Below are 13,659 nucleotides of genomic sequence, written 5' to 3'. Positions count from 1 at the left end.
CAAGCCGGCGCACCAGCAGCTCGCGGATCTTCCTGGCACCCCAGTGCGGTTTGTCCCGCTTCGTCTCCACGATCAGCCGCTCGATCTGCGCCGGCAACTGGTTGGCATAGCGGACTGGGCGCCGCGAGCGGTCGCAAAGCGCGTCCATTCCCTCCTGCCGGTACCGGTCCCAGATCTTGTAGCCGGTCTTGCGGGAGATGCCGAATTCCCGGCACACCCCGCTCATGCTGTCGCCCTCCAGAAGACGGCCGACAAAACGAACTCGCTCGTCCATAACCGAACACTCCTTCCACGGCATCAACACCTCCCGAAAAGCGAGAAGTGTTACCTATGTGTCCGGTACAAAACGTCACCTATCTCTCGGGTCGTTCAAGCCCGGTCGCTCAACGCGCCGGGCTTTTTTTGTTCGGTGCCAATCTCATTCGATACCAATCGTCAGCGCGTGTATGTTGAACAATGCGGCGCCCCGGTAGCTCGGCCAGTCTCAGAACCTGAAGGGTGAGGAGGATCAGGAATTGATCCAGTGGATCAATTCCCCGACGAACGGTTCACCTGCCCCCGCAACCAAAATATAAAGCGCCGCGGCACAAGCCCGGGCCGCGGCACAAGCCCGGCGCTTTTTTTGTTTGTCGCTTAGGATTTTTGCGTTGTTAGTTACGCGATCGCGCACAGCGGGCCGGTTGTTTTCGGGGAGAGTTGAACTATTCGAGTGCAGAGATCTTTCATCATCGACGAAAGCCTTGAGGAAGTCGCTGAACGCGTTGGCGGTACGACGAGCATCGGCAGGCAATTTGCCCCAGTCAATTCAAACTAGCGTTGGTTGCTGCAGCTATTGCTTCCTACGGTCCGGTGTAGACTACGGGCCTCTCAAAGATGCATAAGCTCGGGGTGTCCTCTACCTAACTCCGCAGGCAGGGCGAACAAGAACGAAGAGCCTGCGGTGCAATCCGGCTAAACTGCGAGGGCAGATCAGACGGCCCCCTCGCAGGGGCCGTTGCCAACATAGCGAAAGCCCATACGGCCATGCATGCACGATCAATCCTCCCGGGCGCCGCTGAAGGCGAGATACTCGCCTGTGAAGAAGCGCTGAGCTTCTGGGGTGGAGTCGACCCTGGAACCGGCACGGTGATAGACGTTCATCACCCGCTTCATGGACACATGATCAGCGGTACGATCCTGATGATGCCAGCGACGCGTGGATCCTGCTCAGGGTCCGGTGTTCTGCTGGATCTTGCGCTTTCGAGTCGAGCCCCCGCAGCTCTGATCTTTTCCGAACCCGAGGACGTCGCAACGCTCGGGGCCCTGGTTGCTGCGGAGATGTTCGACCGAAAACTCCCTGTGCTGAGGCTGTCGCGTGACGCCTTTGCAGCGGTAGCGCGGGAGAAGTCGGCTCGCATCACGAGAGAGGTGCTTATTGCCGGTGAGCTTGAGCTGAAGCTTACACCTCCGGCAGCCGCTGCCCTGGAACTGACGGATGCAGACGAGGCATTGCTTTCCTGCGCTAGAGGCGTTGCCGCGCAGCAGGCCATGCGCATCATCTGCGCGATGGCGATTCAACAGGGTGCGACGCGTCTGATCGATATTTCTCAGGCCCATATCGACGGCTGCATCTATGCCAGTCCGGCAAACCTGACCTTTGCTGAAGCCTTCGCTGAACTCGGGGCCAGGGTTTGCGTACCCACCACCATGAACGCGATCTCGGTGGACCGGGAAAACTGGCGCGCGCAGGGCGTTGCTCCGGCTTTCGGCAACCCCGCTCAACGATTAGCTGACGCCTACGTGCGTATGGGATGCGCGCCGAGCTTCACGTGTGCGCCTTACCTTCTGGAGAGTTCACCCAAGGCCGGCGAGGCCATCGCATGGGCGGAATCCAACGCCGTTGTCTATGCCAACAGCGTGTTAGGCGCTCGGACAGCCAAGCATCCGGATTTCCTTGATCTCTGCATCGCTTTGACCGGTCGGGCTCCTCTTTCAGGCGTCTATCTGGACGAACACCGGCAGGCGATGCGCATTCTCGACATCGAGCTGCCCGCCAATTTAGACGACGCCTTCTGGCCCTTGATCGGTTATCTCGCGGGCAAGGCATCGCCGGATCGTATTCCCGTTCTGCGGGGGCTTGAGGGGACACATCCGGGGCAGGCGGAGTTGAAGGCACTCTGCGGCGCCTTTGGCACCACCTCTGCGGCCCCGATGCTGCACATAGAAGGGGTTACGCCGGAAGCCGACGCCATCCATGGCGACGCTGATCATCTTCCCATCACGCTTGGAGATATGCAGGCAGCGTGGCGGATGCTCAACGAGGGTCCAGAGGACGTCGATCTGGTGGCTCTTGGAAGTCCGCACGCCTCTTTGGATGAATGCCGTGAGCTTGCAGCGAGGCTTGCTGGATCCAAGACGGTGATTTCGACGATTGTCGCCGTTGGACGCGACACTCTTCAAGCCATGCGCGAAGAAGGTGTTCTGGAGGCGTTGGAGCAGAGTGGCGTCCAGGTCATTTCAGACCTCTGCTGGTGCTCAATCTCTGAACCTGTCTTTCCGCCTGCAGCGCGAACCGTCATGACGAATTCCGGCAAATACGCCCACTACGGACCGGGACTGTCCGGCCGAGCCGTGCGATTTGGCAATCTGGCGCAATGCGTCAGTGCCGCGTTGACGGGCCGTGCAGCCAAGGAACTTCCGCAATGGGTATCCTGATTGATGCCGTCAGATGAAACGGGTTCCGACGGCACTTTCAGGAGCGGTGATTTTGAGGTTTATTCCAGATCAGCTCAGTTAACGGTGAACCGAATGATTGCTGTCCAGCTTGACCACCTGCATGTCAAATCCAGCGCCTCTGATGTCTCAGCCAGATTTTATGCGGACGCATTTGGAGCCAACATCGTCTCCACGACCGAAGTGAATGGCCGCACGCGCATAGTCCTTGAACTGGGCGGCGTTCGGCTGTTCATCGAGGACGCAGCCGCGGAGGCCGCCAGCGCATCGGCCATCCCTGCCAAGGGGCTGGAACATATTGGGCTGCAGGTGTCCGATCTGGACGAGGCCGTACGGCATCTCGACTCGATCGGAGTAGCGCTGGCCGTCGGTCCGACACAGGGAAAGCCTGGTATCCGGACAGCATTTCTCTACGGGCCGGATGGTGAGTATATCGAGCTGATTGAGCGGCGAAACATTCCGCAGTAGCGAAGCTCCGTAGAGCGGTTCCAGGAAGAGTGGGAACCGGCTTTCCGTCCGGAACCGGGAGAAAACAAAGAGTTGGAACAGTTCAGAGTTTCTGTGAAAGTCTGAACTGTTGTAGCCCTCTCAGGCTTCCTCTTCGATCGATTCCAGATAGCCCAGAAAGCGGCGGCCGCCTTCAATGAGGTCGGCCTTGAATGCCTCCGCCACGGCTGCTGCATCCCGGTTGCGCAAAGCGGAAATGACGTTCAGGTGCTGATGCGGCCCGTCGTAGGTCGGGGGGGCTGAGGGATAGAGAAGCGTCAGCAGCGGTCCGGTCTGCACCCATATCCTTTCGAGGATTTCGATGAGTTGCGGCATTCCCGATTGGCGATAGACCGAGAAGTGGAACTCGTAATTCGCCATGAGAGCGGTCGGATAGTCCTTCTCGTGCTCTGCGCGAATGAGGGACTCATGGCAGCGTTCCAGCCGGTCAATGAAGGCATCGTCGACGTGAGACAGCGCCTTGGCCGCGGCATGGGGTTCCAGCAGAAGCCGGATCTCACGTAGCTCCATATATTCACGCAGGGTCAGCCTGCGGACACGGATATAGTACCCCGGCTTCATTTCCAGCGCCCGGTCCTGAACCAGCTGCAGAAGCGCCTCTCTGACAGGGGTCTCGCTGGTGCCCAGCGATTGCGCCAGCTCCCGGATCTTCAGCCTGTCACCAGGATGGAGCTGGGCCGACATCAACTGGTTCTTCAGGTGAGTGTAGATCTGGGCCGAGAGGCTTCTGGTCTGGATACCAGTTTCTCCAATCATTGGCGGGGTTCCTTGGGCAGACGCAGTGCATTCCAGGCAGCTGGGTAAAGCGAAAAGTCAGGCGCGTCCAGTGCGCGGCCTCCTGACGATAACTCAACCCTTGCTCACTTTTGATACATGATATATCAAAAGTGAAGCTGAATCTGGAGGAGGGTGGTCCCGTGGATGGTGCGAACGATTACGACATGGAACTGCGTCGTCGTGCGCAGGCAGTCATACCTGGTGGCATGTGGGGGCATCAGCATGTCCAGCGGCTTCCCGAGGGATATCCTCAGTACTTCACGCGCGGCAAAGGCTGTCGTACCTGGGATGCAAACGGCCGGGGCTACATTGATTACATGTGCGCCTGGGGCCCGATGATCCTCGGCTACCAGGATCCCGATGTCGAGGCTGCAGCCGCAAGGCAGCGCGAAATGGGCGACGGGCTCAACGGACCCACACCAGCATTGGTCGACCTGGCCGAGCTGATGGTCGAGACCATCCCGCACGCGGACTGGGCCCTCTTCTCCAAGAATGGCACCGATGCCACGACGGCCTGCGTGACCATCGCGCGCGCCGGAACCGGACGGCGCAAGATCCTTGTTGCTCGCGGCGCGTATCATGGCGCAATCCCGTGGTGCACACCCTCCGTGGCCGGCGTTACGGAAGAGGATCGGGCGCACCTGATCCAATACGATTACAATGACATTGCCAGCCTTGAAGCCGCGGTCGACCAGGCCGGGCAGGACCTCGCGGGCATCATCGTTTCCGCTTTCAAGCATGATGTTGGCAAGGAGCATATATTGCCAACCCGCGCCTTCGCCGCACGTGCGCGCGAACTTGCAACGCAGGCGGATGCCGCGCTGATCGTTGACGATGTGCGCGCAGGTTTCCGACTTCACATCGGCGGTAGCTGGGAGCTTGTCGGTGTGCGGGCCGATCTTTCGGCCTGGAGCAAGGCGATCGCCAATGGCCACGCGCTTGCTGCCGTGACGGGCTCCGACCGTTTCCGCAAGGCTGCGACGGAGATCTACACGACCGGTTCCTTCTGGACTGCCGGCGTCTCGATGGCGGCTGCCATCGCAACCATCACCAAGCTGCGCGACACCAACGGCGTTGCCCACATGGAGGCCATGGGGCTCCGTCTGCGCGAAGGGCTGCAGAAACAGGCGGACAGCCTAGGCCTGAAGTTGCGGCAGAGCGGTCCGGTGCAGATGCCGGTGTTCCTGTTCGAAGGGGATGACGACCGGCGGATCGGCAATCGGTTCTGTCTGGAGGCGCTCGCAAGGGGCGTCTTCTTCCATCCCGTCCATACGATGTTCCTGTCGACCGCGCACACACCCGCAATCATCGATGAAACGCTTGAGATCAGTGCCGAGGCCCTGAGGGCGACCGCTAACGCGCTCTAGCGAAAGACTGCAGCGACGATTGACCCGTCCATCAGGACATATATCATGTATCGTGAAGGGAGCGACTGCGATGTCAGACTGGGAGGATCGCCGCAATCTGTCGGTGGAGTACCTGGCCGACCGCGCCAAGTTCGTGCGTCTTGAAACGCTTCGGCTGACGCGGATCGCCGGTGCCGGGCACTATTCCAGCACCTTCTCCTGCGCCGAACTTCTGTCGGCCCTCTATTACGGGCATCTGCGGATCGATCCGCAGAACCCGACATGGCCGGATCGCGACCGGTTCATCCTGTCCAAGGGGCATGCAGCGATCGGGCTGTATCCAATCCTTGCCGACCTCGGCTTCTTCCCACCGACGGAGCTCGACAACTTCACGCGTCTGGGCAGCGCCTTCGGCGATCATCCGGACATGAAGAAGATCACCGGCATCGATTTCTCCTCCGGATCGCTTGGGCATGGGCTTTCCGTCGCCGTGGGCATGGCGCTTGCCGGGCGGATCACCAGGCGAGACTACCGGACCTACTGCATGCTGGGCGACGGGGAGCTCAATGAAGGGCAGATCTGGGAAGCGGCTATGGCTGCCGGCCAGTTCAAGCTCCAGGGCCTTGTGGCAATTGTCGACCGAAACCAGCTGTCGATCGACGGACCGACCGAAAAGGTGATGTCTGTCGAACCGATCCACGAACGCTTTGCCGCCTTCGGATGGGATGTGCGTCGCATCGACGGGCACGACCTGCCTACGATCCTGCAGACACTGGACGACCTCAAACCGGCAGGCCGCGGCAAGCCGCAGATGATCGTCGCCGATACGATCAAGGGCCGCGGGGTGAAGTACATGGAGCTGTCGCTCGACTGGCACGTCGGCAATCTCGTCGGCCAGGACTATGACGATGCCTGGGCCGAGATCGAGGCCGGACTGCAGCCACGCAACAAGGAGAACGCATGATGGGCTCCAAGGGCAATGTCGGACAGGATCAGAGCACGCTCTTTCGCGGAGACGACACGGAACTGCGGCTGAAGGACGAGCGCTCCGTCAGGGGAACGCCGGCGAAAGCCATGCCGGCTTTCATCCTCGGTGAGGAGCTGGCAGACCTCGCGGATAGCGACCCCCGCATCGTGGTCGCCACCGCAGACCTCGCCAACTCCAGCCGGACGCGAGACTTCGCCAACCGGCATCCGGAGCGGTTCATCGATTTCGGTATCGCCGAGCGCAACATGATCACGGCTGCGGCCGGCATGGCTTCGTGCGGCCTCATCCCTTACGTTGCAACCTTCGCGTCCTTCTGCGCCATCCTCGGTGCCGAAGCGATCCGAACCGATTGCGCCTATCCCCGCATGAAGGTGCGCGTCGTCGGTCACCACTCAGGCATTTCGATGGGCTTCTACGGGACAAGCCATCATTCCACGGAGGATCTGGGAATGATGCGCACCATCGCCGACCTCACGGTGGTCTGCGCGGCGGACGCCAATCAGCTGCGCGCCATCCTGCGTGCATCGGTCGAACATCCGGGGGCCATGTACATCCGGCTTGGGCGCGGCCGCGATGCTCCCGTCTATGATGATGTTCCATCCGACTTTGCCTTCGGAAAGGCAATCCGTCTACGTGAAGGAACGGACCTGACGATCATCACCACGGGATCTCAGGTCCACGCCTCGCTGGCCGCAGCCGACCGCCTGGCAGAGGAGGGGATCAGCGTGCGGGTGGTCGACATGCACACGATCAAGCCTCTCGATGCCGAGGCGGTACGGTCCGCTGCGAGGGAGACCGGCGCGATCCTGACGGTCGAGGAGCACAACATCATCGGGGGACTGGGAAGTGCAGTGGCTGAGGTGCTTGTCGAAGAAGCCCGCATCCCATTCCGCCGGCACGGCATCATGGACGAATATTCGCTGATCGGCCCGCCTGCAGCGCTTTACGCGCACTATCGGCTGGACGCGGAGGGGGTAGCTGCGGTTGCCCGTGAGCTTCTGGAGGGAAAAGCCTAGCAACGCGATTTGGGGGCGCGGCCGAAACGACAAAAACAGACGGCAGGGTCTTCGATCATCACATGGGAGGAGTGAATGAAACCGCATTTCACCGGACTGCTAGCGGGGGTTGCGGCGCTTGCCGCGTCGTCGACCTTCATGCTGCCAGCCTTTGCGCAAGAGCAGCCGCTGGTCATCGCGCGCAATCTCGAGATCAACTCGCTCGATCCGCATCGCGCCTTCTGCGACACGTGCCAGATCTATCTCAGCGCCACATATCAGGGCCTGGTCAAGCTGGGGCCGGATGAGAAGTCGGTGGTTCCCGCACTGGCAACCGAATGGACGGCCAACGAGAACCAGACGCAATTCACCTTCAAGCTCGCTCCCGATGCAGTCTTCTCCGACGGCAGTCCGGTAGAGGCCAAGGACGTCAAATGGACGTTCGAGCGCCTGAAGAACGTCAAGGGCGATCCATCCTTCATGATGGCCGGCGTGCAATCCATCGAGACCCCGGACGACAAGACGGTGGTCATCAACATGGAGAGCCCCAACTCCGAATTCATGGGAATTCTGGCAGCACCCTACGTAGGCATCATCAATAGCGATGTGGCCATGGAGAATGGCGCCTCCGCAGGCGAGGACGCGGCAACGGCGGATCAGGCAGAAACCTGGTTCCTCGCCAATTCCGCCGGCAGCGGACCCTATGTGCTCCAGACCTACCGGCCTGACGATGAGCTGCGCTTCGTCCGCAACGAAAACTTCTGGCAGGATTCTCCTCCTATCGGGGAGATCGTGATCGATCAGGTCGCCGATGCCGTAAGCCAGGCGCAGATGCTGCAGAGCGGCCAGGCCGACATCGCCATGCAGGTTGACCCTGACACGGCGTCGACCATCAATTCGCCTGACATCGTCATCGAGACGGTGCCATCCTACAACTTCATCTACGTGGTCTTCTCGCCCGGCGCCGAAGCCAACCAGGTGCCGCTGGATCTCGAAGTCCGGCAGGCTCTGGCCTATGCCATCGATTATCAGGGCATCATCGACTTTACCGTTGGCGGTGAAGGCAAGATGCAGGCGTCGCCCATCCCGAATGGGTTCCCCGGCACCGAGGGTCTTCCCATGCCGGAGGAAAATCTTGAGAAGGCGAAGGAGCTGCTGGCGTCCAAGGGTCTCGACAAGGGCTTCTCGATCGACGCCACCGTCGCTTCGATGAATGTCTATGGGGTGGATCTGGCTCTGCTGATGCAGAAGGTTCAGCAGGACCTGTCGCGCATCAACGTGACGGTCAACATCCAGCCGGTTGCATCTGCCGTATGGCGCGAACAGATCGTCAAGCCGGGCATTCCCTTCTCCGCCCGTTTCTACGCTCCCGACTACTACGGCTCGGCCCAGTATGTGCAGTTCTTCGGTATGATCCCGGACTCCTGGTGGGAGCGCAATGCAGGCGGCCAGGGCAAGGTTGACGTTGTCAACCAGCGTGAGGTCGAGCTGCTTGAAAAGGCGCTTTCGTCTTCGGGTGAGGCGATGGAGCAGGCCTACCACGAGATCGCGCTGGAGATGATCAAGGACCGCATCATTGTGCCTGTGGTCAGCCCGAACCTCGTTCTGGCCTATAGGAACGACATCGAGGGTGTTCGCTACAGCGCGTGCTGCAACCTGCCGCTGGCAGAGATTAGCCGGAAATAAGGGACACCACAGCATAGGGGCATCGCGATGCTCAGTTACATTGCCAGACGCTTGATCGCGATGCCTTTTCTTCTGCTTGGTGTCATTACGGTCGCATTCCTTCTGACCCATTTCACCACGGCGGATCCGCTTACCTCCATCATCGGCGAACGCCAGATGAACAATCCGGCCGTGGTGGCCGCTGCGCGGGAGCGCTGGGGCCTCGACCGATCCCTGCCGGAGCAATACGTCGTCTACCTGAAGAACCTCCTGAGCGGCGACTTCGGCACCTCGTTTCGCACGCGCCAGCCGGTGGCTCAGGATCTTCTGGTAAGGCTGCCGGCCACGTTGGAACTGGTCATCGCCGCCATGATCATCGGCACGCTTTTCGGCATAGCGCTTGGCGTGATCGCTGCCCGTTTCCAGAACCGGGCGCCTGACAACCTGGCGCGCCTCGTTGCCCTCTTCGGCTCGTCCATTCCGGTCTTCTGGTTGGGCCTCGTGGTGCTCTTCATCTTTTCAGTTCAGCTGGGATGGCTTCCCGGTCCCGGACGCATCGACAGCCGCATGCCAGCGCCGCCCTTTGTCACCGGTTTCTATACGATCGACACGTTGCTCGACGGCAATTGGGCAGCGTTTCGGAGCGTCCTGGCGCAGATGATCCTGCCCGCATGTGTGCTGGGCTGGACCGTCACCGGCATCGTCTCGCGCATGGTGCGGGCCTCGATGCTGGATGTGCTGAGTCAGGAGTACATCTTGGCGGCGCGTGCGAAGGGGGCAGGGGAGCTACGCATTCTGCTCCATCACGCCCTGCGCAATGCCATGTTGCCGACGCTCACCATCCTCGGCTTCTCCTTCGCCTACCTGATTACTGGGGCGATCCTGACCGAGACCATCTTCGCCTGGCCCGGAATTGGCTCCTACGCCGTGGCGGCTGCGCGCGGGCTCGACCACCCGGCCATCATCGGCGTGACGATCGTTGGCGGCATGGCCTTCCTGATCTCCAACCTGGTCACCGACATCACCTATGCGCTTGTTGATCCGCGCGTGAAGATCGGCGCGAGGGCTGCGCAATGAGCGAAGTCGCCGGACGCCGTCACCAGATCTCGCTGCCCCAGTGGGCGACGCTCCCCGTTGTGGTTGGCGGGTTCATCGTGATGGCCTGGATCATCATCGGGCTTACGGTGCCGCTTTGGGCGCCCTACGACCCGACCATGCTGGCGGGACGACGGTTCGTGCCGCCGGGTGCCGAGCATTGGCTTGGAACGGATGCGCTCGGCCGTGACGTGTTCACCCGCACGCTCTACGGCGTCCGCCACTCGCTCCCGATCGCAGCTGCGGTCATCGCAAGCGCGGTGGTGATCGGCTGCACACTCGGTGCTATCGCGGGCTTCGTTGGCGGTATCGTCGACGAAGCGATCATGCGGCTGGTGGACGTCACATTGTCCTTCCCGGCCATCCTCCTTGCCATGGCGGTGACGGCAGCGCTCGGACCGGGCCTCGCAAATGCAGCCATCGCGATGATCATTGTCTGGTGGCCGATCTATGCCCGGTTGATGCGGGCTCAGGTGCTGGCCGTGCGTGAGCGCGAACATGTCGAGGCGGCCATTGCCTCAGGCGCAACGCCGTCCCGGGTTCTCTTCAAGCACATCCTGCCGCTTTGCTGGAGCCCGATCATCGTCAACGCGACCATGGATTTCGGTCAGGTCATCCTGCTTGCCGCTAGCCTCTCCTTCATCGGGCTCGGCGCCGTGCCGCCGACGCCCGAATGGGGACAGATGATTTCCGACGGCGCGCTGCACTTCTATCGATGGTGGATCGCTGCCGGTCCCGGCATCGCGATCCTGACGATCGTGCTGGGGTTCAATTTCCTTGGCGATGGCCTGCGCGACTACCTTGATCCGAGGTCGCCATGAGGGAGCCGTTGCTGGAGGTCCGGGACCTCAAGGTCGCGTTCCGCTCGCACGGCCGCGCGGAATTTCAGGCCGTCTGCGGCATCAACCTCGATGTCGAGAGGGGGCAGATGCACGCCGTCGTGGGCGAGTCAGGGTCGGGCAAGAGTGTGACGATGCTTGCGATCATGGGGCTACTGTCTCCATCGGCGCGCGTGTCAGGCTCGGTCCGGCTCGAAGGCGAGGAACTGATCGGCAAGCCTGAGCGGGCGATGCGCCGCATCCGGGGCGCGCGGATCGGCTACATCTTCCAGGACCCGATGTCGGCCCTCAATCCGCTGCTAACGATAGGCGATCAGATTGCCGAGGCAATCCGGCTGCACGATCGCAAGATCACACGACGGAGCGCGCAGGAGCGCGCCGTCGAACTGCTGCGGCTCGTCGCCATTCCCATGGCCGAACAGCGCGCATTGCAATATCCGCACGAATTCTCCGGTGGAATGCGCCAGCGCGTCGTCATCGCAATGTCTATGGCAAACGAGCCGTCGCTCCTGATTGCGGACGAGCCCACGACAGCGCTCGACGTCACCATCCAGGCGCAGATCATGGAACTTCTGGAACGGCTACGGGCCGAGAAGGGTGTTGGTATCGTGCTGGTGACACATGACCTGGGCGTTGTCGCCGGTGCCGCCAGTGCGGTGACGATCATGTATGCCGGCCGCGTCGTGGAGCAGGGATCGGTGGACGAAGTGTTCGCCTGGCCTCGCCATCCATACACGCGTGGGTTGCTTGGAAGCTTGCCGCATCCGGGCCGACCGAAACCTCGGCTTGATGCCATACCGGGTGCGCCGCCTCCCATCACGATGCGACCATCGGGATGCGCGTTTCACCCGCGCTGCGCCTTTGCCGTGGAGCGTTGTCTTACCGAAATTCCGCCGCTTCGTTCCGTCGGGCCTTCCTTGAGCGCCTGCCACCGCGCCGAGGAGCTGCCGCCCCTAACCAGCGCAATGGAAGCTGCCAATGCTGACCGGTAATCAGATCAGCCCAGTGCGGCCAGAAGCACAGGTCCGCCAGCCGCTGTTGTCAGTGAAGGGACTGGTCAAGGACTTCCCCGTCGGGAAGAGCTTCTTCGGTCGGGCTACCGGTCAAGTCCGGGCCGTGTCCGATGTTTCCTTCGATGTTCTGAAAGGTGAGACGCTGGGGCTGGTTGGTGAATCCGGCTGCGGCAAGTCAACGCTTGCCCGGTGTGTCGCGAGGCTGATGCGGCCGACCGCGGGGCAGGTCCTGTTTGACGGCACCGATCTGGCACCTCTTCGTGCGAGTGAGGTGCGGCCGCTGCGCCAGCGTCTGCAGTTCGTTTTCCAGGACCCGCATGCGTCACTGCACCCGCGCATGAGGGTCCGGGACATCATTGCAGAACCGCTCCGGCTTACCTCCATGACAAAGGCGGAGCGTTATGCGCGGGTCGAGGAGCTGCTGGACCTCGTGAAGCTCGACCGCGCGCACGCAGACCGCTACCCGCATGAGTTCTCCGGCGGGCAGCGTCAGCGCATCGGCATTGCCAGGGCGCTTGCCCTGAACCCCGAACTCGTCATCCTCGATGAGCCCGTGTCGGCGCTCGACGTTTCTATTCAGGCGGGCATCCTCAATCTCCTGAAGGACCTGCAGGAAGGAATGGGGCTGTCCTATCTTTTCATCGCACACGACCTCTCGGTCATTCACCACCTGTGCGATCGGATCGCGGTGATGTATCTGGGCAAGATCGTGGAAATCGGTACCCGCGATGGAATCTATGCCAATCCGCGCCACCCTTACACGCAGGCGCTACTGTCAGCTGTTCCGATTGCCGATCCCCAGCAGGAGCGCTCGAGGCGGCGCATCCTGATCTCCGGCGATGTACCGAGCCCCGCAAATCCGCCCTCCGGTTGCCGGTTTCGTACGCGATGCCCTCGTGCGCAGGCTATGTGTGCGCAGGTCATTCCGGAACTACGGCAGGAGGGGCAGGGCAGCCACTTTGCCTGCCATTTCCCCGTCGGGACTCCAGATGGGTAGTTACTCCTCCGCGAAGGGATTGTCCCGCATCTCGTCGAGCGAAATGTAGATCCGGTCGATCGCCTTCTGGGTCAGCGGCTTGCGTGGCAGGTATTCCGGCAGAAAACGCCGCAGATAGGTGATCGCGACCCCGGTGGCTTCCTTGCGAAACTCCTCAGTGATGGTGCCGTGCTTCCCGTAGGAAAGCGCCCACACACCGTCCATTGCCGCACCCCCCACTTCGAGGTGCCGAGCGAAATTGGGAACGTAGGGCATGTGGAAATAGGCCTCGAACATCCGCTCGCGGCTGCGGGCAATGCGTGCATTCCCGCCGAAATCTGCATTGCGGACGGCGACACTCACTCCGGCGCCGAGGAAAAGGCGCAGGGCCGCTGGCCGCGAGTTTTGAAAGGCGGCTGCGCGCGCGTGCTTCATGTCGAGCAGCTCCTGCCATGTCTGCGGCTCGGGATCGGTCAGCGGCTGGATCGACAGCTGATAGATTTCCTCGTTGAAGCGCAGCGCAAGCGCCACGAAGGCTGCATTGCGGTTCGGAAAGAAATGGTAGACGGAAGCGAGCGGCACGTCGGCAGCTTCGGCAATCTGGGCCAGGCTGATGTCTTCGTCGCCGTGCTCTTCCAGCAGCCGTTCGGTTGCATCAAGCAGGAGTTTGTAACGCTCTATTCCGCGCTTGCGCATTGGCCTCGCCGATTGAGCATTGGGTGTAGAGGTCATGCGATTGTCCATGC

The 13,659-nt window shown here is 61.5% G+C and carries 14 protein-coding genes; 10 read left to right on the top strand and 4 right to left on the bottom strand.

Going from position 1 to position 13,659, the window contains the following annotated elements; translation table 11 throughout:
• Both IEX27_RS18190 and IEX27_RS18185 read right to left on the bottom strand, forming a co-directional pair.
• A partial coding sequence (locus tag IEX27_RS18190; RefSeq protein ID WP_188722514.1) for a helix-turn-helix domain-containing protein occupies nt 1–298 on the bottom strand: 298 nt, incomplete at its 3' end.
• A 210-nt stretch (nt 299–508) separates the two neighbouring features.
• On the bottom strand, nt 509–790 hold the full coding sequence (locus IEX27_RS18185; protein ID WP_188722513.1) for a hypothetical protein: 282 nt from the start codon (nt 788–790) through the stop codon (nt 509–511).
• A 233-nt stretch (nt 791–1,023) separates the two neighbouring features.
• On the opposite strand from IEX27_RS18185, the gene lhpI reads away from it, so the two are divergent.
• Nucleotides 1,024–2,694 (top strand): cis-3-hydroxy-L-proline dehydratase, encoded by a 1,671-nt coding sequence (gene lhpI / locus IEX27_RS18180; protein WP_188722512.1) that lies wholly within the window; start codon nt 1,024–1,026, stop codon nt 2,692–2,694.
• Nucleotides 2,695–2,787: 93 nt separating this feature from the next.
• The gene (locus IEX27_RS18175) at nt 2,788–3,180 is read left to right on the top strand and encodes a VOC family protein (protein ID WP_188722511.1); all 393 of its coding nucleotides are present in this window, start codon (nt 2,788–2,790) and stop codon (nt 3,178–3,180) included.
• Nucleotides 3,181–3,300: 120 nt separating this feature from the next.
• On the opposite strand, the gene IEX27_RS18170 is transcribed toward IEX27_RS18175, so the two are convergent.
• Entirely contained in the window at nt 3,301–3,975 is a 675-nt protein-coding gene (locus IEX27_RS18170) for a GntR family transcriptional regulator (RefSeq protein ID WP_188722510.1), read from the bottom strand.
• Nucleotides 3,976–4,160: 185 nt separating this feature from the next.
• Here IEX27_RS18170 and IEX27_RS18165 point away from each other — a divergent pair, with 185 nt between their 5' ends.
• The 8 genes from IEX27_RS18165 (at nt 4,161) to IEX27_RS18130 (ending at nt 12,934) form a co-directional block, all read left to right on the top strand.
• Nucleotides 4,161–5,363 (top strand): aminotransferase class III-fold pyridoxal phosphate-dependent enzyme, encoded by a 1,203-nt coding sequence (locus IEX27_RS18165; protein WP_188722524.1) that lies wholly within the window; start codon nt 4,161–4,163, stop codon nt 5,361–5,363.
• 70 nt (nt 5,364–5,433) lie between these two features.
• Nucleotides 5,434–6,306, top strand: coding sequence for a transketolase (locus IEX27_RS18160; RefSeq protein WP_188722509.1), 873 nt, complete (start codon nt 5,434–5,436; stop codon nt 6,304–6,306).
• Nucleotides 6,303–7,346, top strand: a complete 1,044-nt coding sequence (locus IEX27_RS18155) for a transketolase family protein (RefSeq protein ID WP_210315559.1) — start codon at nt 6,303–6,305, stop codon at nt 7,344–7,346. The genes IEX27_RS18160 and IEX27_RS18155 overlap by 4 nt, the downstream gene beginning before the upstream one ends.
• Nucleotides 7,347–7,421: 75 nt before the next feature.
• Nucleotides 7,422–9,011, top strand: coding sequence for an ABC transporter substrate-binding protein (locus tag IEX27_RS18150; protein WP_188722508.1), 1,590 nt, complete (start codon nt 7,422–7,424; stop codon nt 9,009–9,011).
• Nucleotides 9,012–9,038: 27 nt separating this feature from the next.
• Entirely contained in the window at nt 9,039–10,067 is a 1,029-nt protein-coding gene (locus IEX27_RS18145) for an ABC transporter permease (RefSeq protein WP_188722507.1), read from the top strand.
• Complete coding sequence (locus tag IEX27_RS18140; RefSeq protein WP_188722506.1) at nt 10,064–10,906, top strand: ABC transporter permease; 843 nt, start codon at nt 10,064–10,066, stop codon at nt 10,904–10,906. Before IEX27_RS18145 ends, IEX27_RS18140 begins: the two co-directional genes overlap by 4 nt.
• Nucleotides 10,903–11,916: an ABC transporter ATP-binding protein gene (locus tag IEX27_RS18135; protein ID WP_188722505.1), complete on the top strand. Its 1,014-nt coding sequence runs from the start codon at nt 10,903–10,905 to the stop codon at nt 11,914–11,916. The genes IEX27_RS18140 and IEX27_RS18135 overlap by 4 nt, the downstream gene beginning before the upstream one ends.
• A complete protein-coding gene (locus IEX27_RS18130; RefSeq protein ID WP_188722504.1) occupies nt 11,903–12,934 on the top strand; it encodes an ABC transporter ATP-binding protein in 1,032 nt (343 codons plus the stop codon). The genes IEX27_RS18135 and IEX27_RS18130 overlap by 14 nt, the downstream gene beginning before the upstream one ends.
• Here the strand turns inward: IEX27_RS18130 and IEX27_RS18125 are convergent, their stop codons facing one another.
• Nucleotides 12,935–13,645 (bottom strand): TetR/AcrR family transcriptional regulator, encoded by a 711-nt coding sequence (locus IEX27_RS18125; protein WP_188722503.1) that lies wholly within the window; start codon nt 13,643–13,645, stop codon nt 12,935–12,937.
• Nucleotides 13,646–13,659 lie beyond the last annotated feature (14 nt).

Source organism: Nitratireductor aestuarii, assembly GCF_014641695.1.
GTDB classification, from domain to species: Bacteria; Pseudomonadota; Alphaproteobacteria; order Rhizobiales; family Rhizobiaceae; genus Chelativorans; species Chelativorans aestuarii.
The sequence above is the reverse complement of the archived record's forward strand: the minus strand, read 5'-3'. Positions and strand labels throughout refer to the sequence as shown.

Bases quoted from the DNA above. Each gene is read 5' to 3' on its own strand.
- IEX27_RS18170 (WP_188722510.1), bottom strand. From the start codon at position 3,975: ATGATTGGAGAAACTGGTATCCAGACCAGAAGCCTCTCGGCCCAGATC.
- IEX27_RS18175 (WP_188722511.1), top strand. From the start codon at position 2,788: ATGATTGCTGTCCAGCTTGACCACCTGCATGTCAAATCCAGCGCCTCT.
- IEX27_RS18140 (WP_188722506.1), top strand. From the start codon at position 10,064: ATGAGCGAAGTCGCCGGACGCCGTCACCAGATCTCGCTGCCCCAGTGG.
- IEX27_RS18130 (WP_188722504.1), top strand. From the start codon at position 11,903: ATGCTGACCGGTAATCAGATCAGCCCAGTGCGGCCAGAAGCACAGGTC.
- IEX27_RS18125 (WP_188722503.1), bottom strand. From the start codon at position 13,645: ATGACCTCTACACCCAATGCTCAATCGGCGAGGCCAATGCGCAAGCGC.
- IEX27_RS18145 (WP_188722507.1), top strand. From the start codon at position 9,039: ATGCTCAGTTACATTGCCAGACGCTTGATCGCGATGCCTTTTCTTCTG.
- IEX27_RS18135 (WP_188722505.1), top strand. From the start codon at position 10,903: ATGAGGGAGCCGTTGCTGGAGGTCCGGGACCTCAAGGTCGCGTTCCGC.
- IEX27_RS18155 (WP_210315559.1), top strand. From the start codon at position 6,303: ATGATGGGCTCCAAGGGCAATGTCGGACAGGATCAGAGCACGCTCTTT.
- IEX27_RS18165 (WP_188722524.1), top strand. From the start codon at position 4,161: ATGGAACTGCGTCGTCGTGCGCAGGCAGTCATACCTGGTGGCATGTGG.
- IEX27_RS18160 (WP_188722509.1), top strand. From the start codon at position 5,434: ATGTCAGACTGGGAGGATCGCCGCAATCTGTCGGTGGAGTACCTGGCC.
- lhpI (WP_188722512.1), top strand. From the start codon at position 1,024: ATGCATGCACGATCAATCCTCCCGGGCGCCGCTGAAGGCGAGATACTC.
- IEX27_RS18150 (WP_188722508.1), top strand. From the start codon at position 7,422: ATGAAACCGCATTTCACCGGACTGCTAGCGGGGGTTGCGGCGCTTGCC.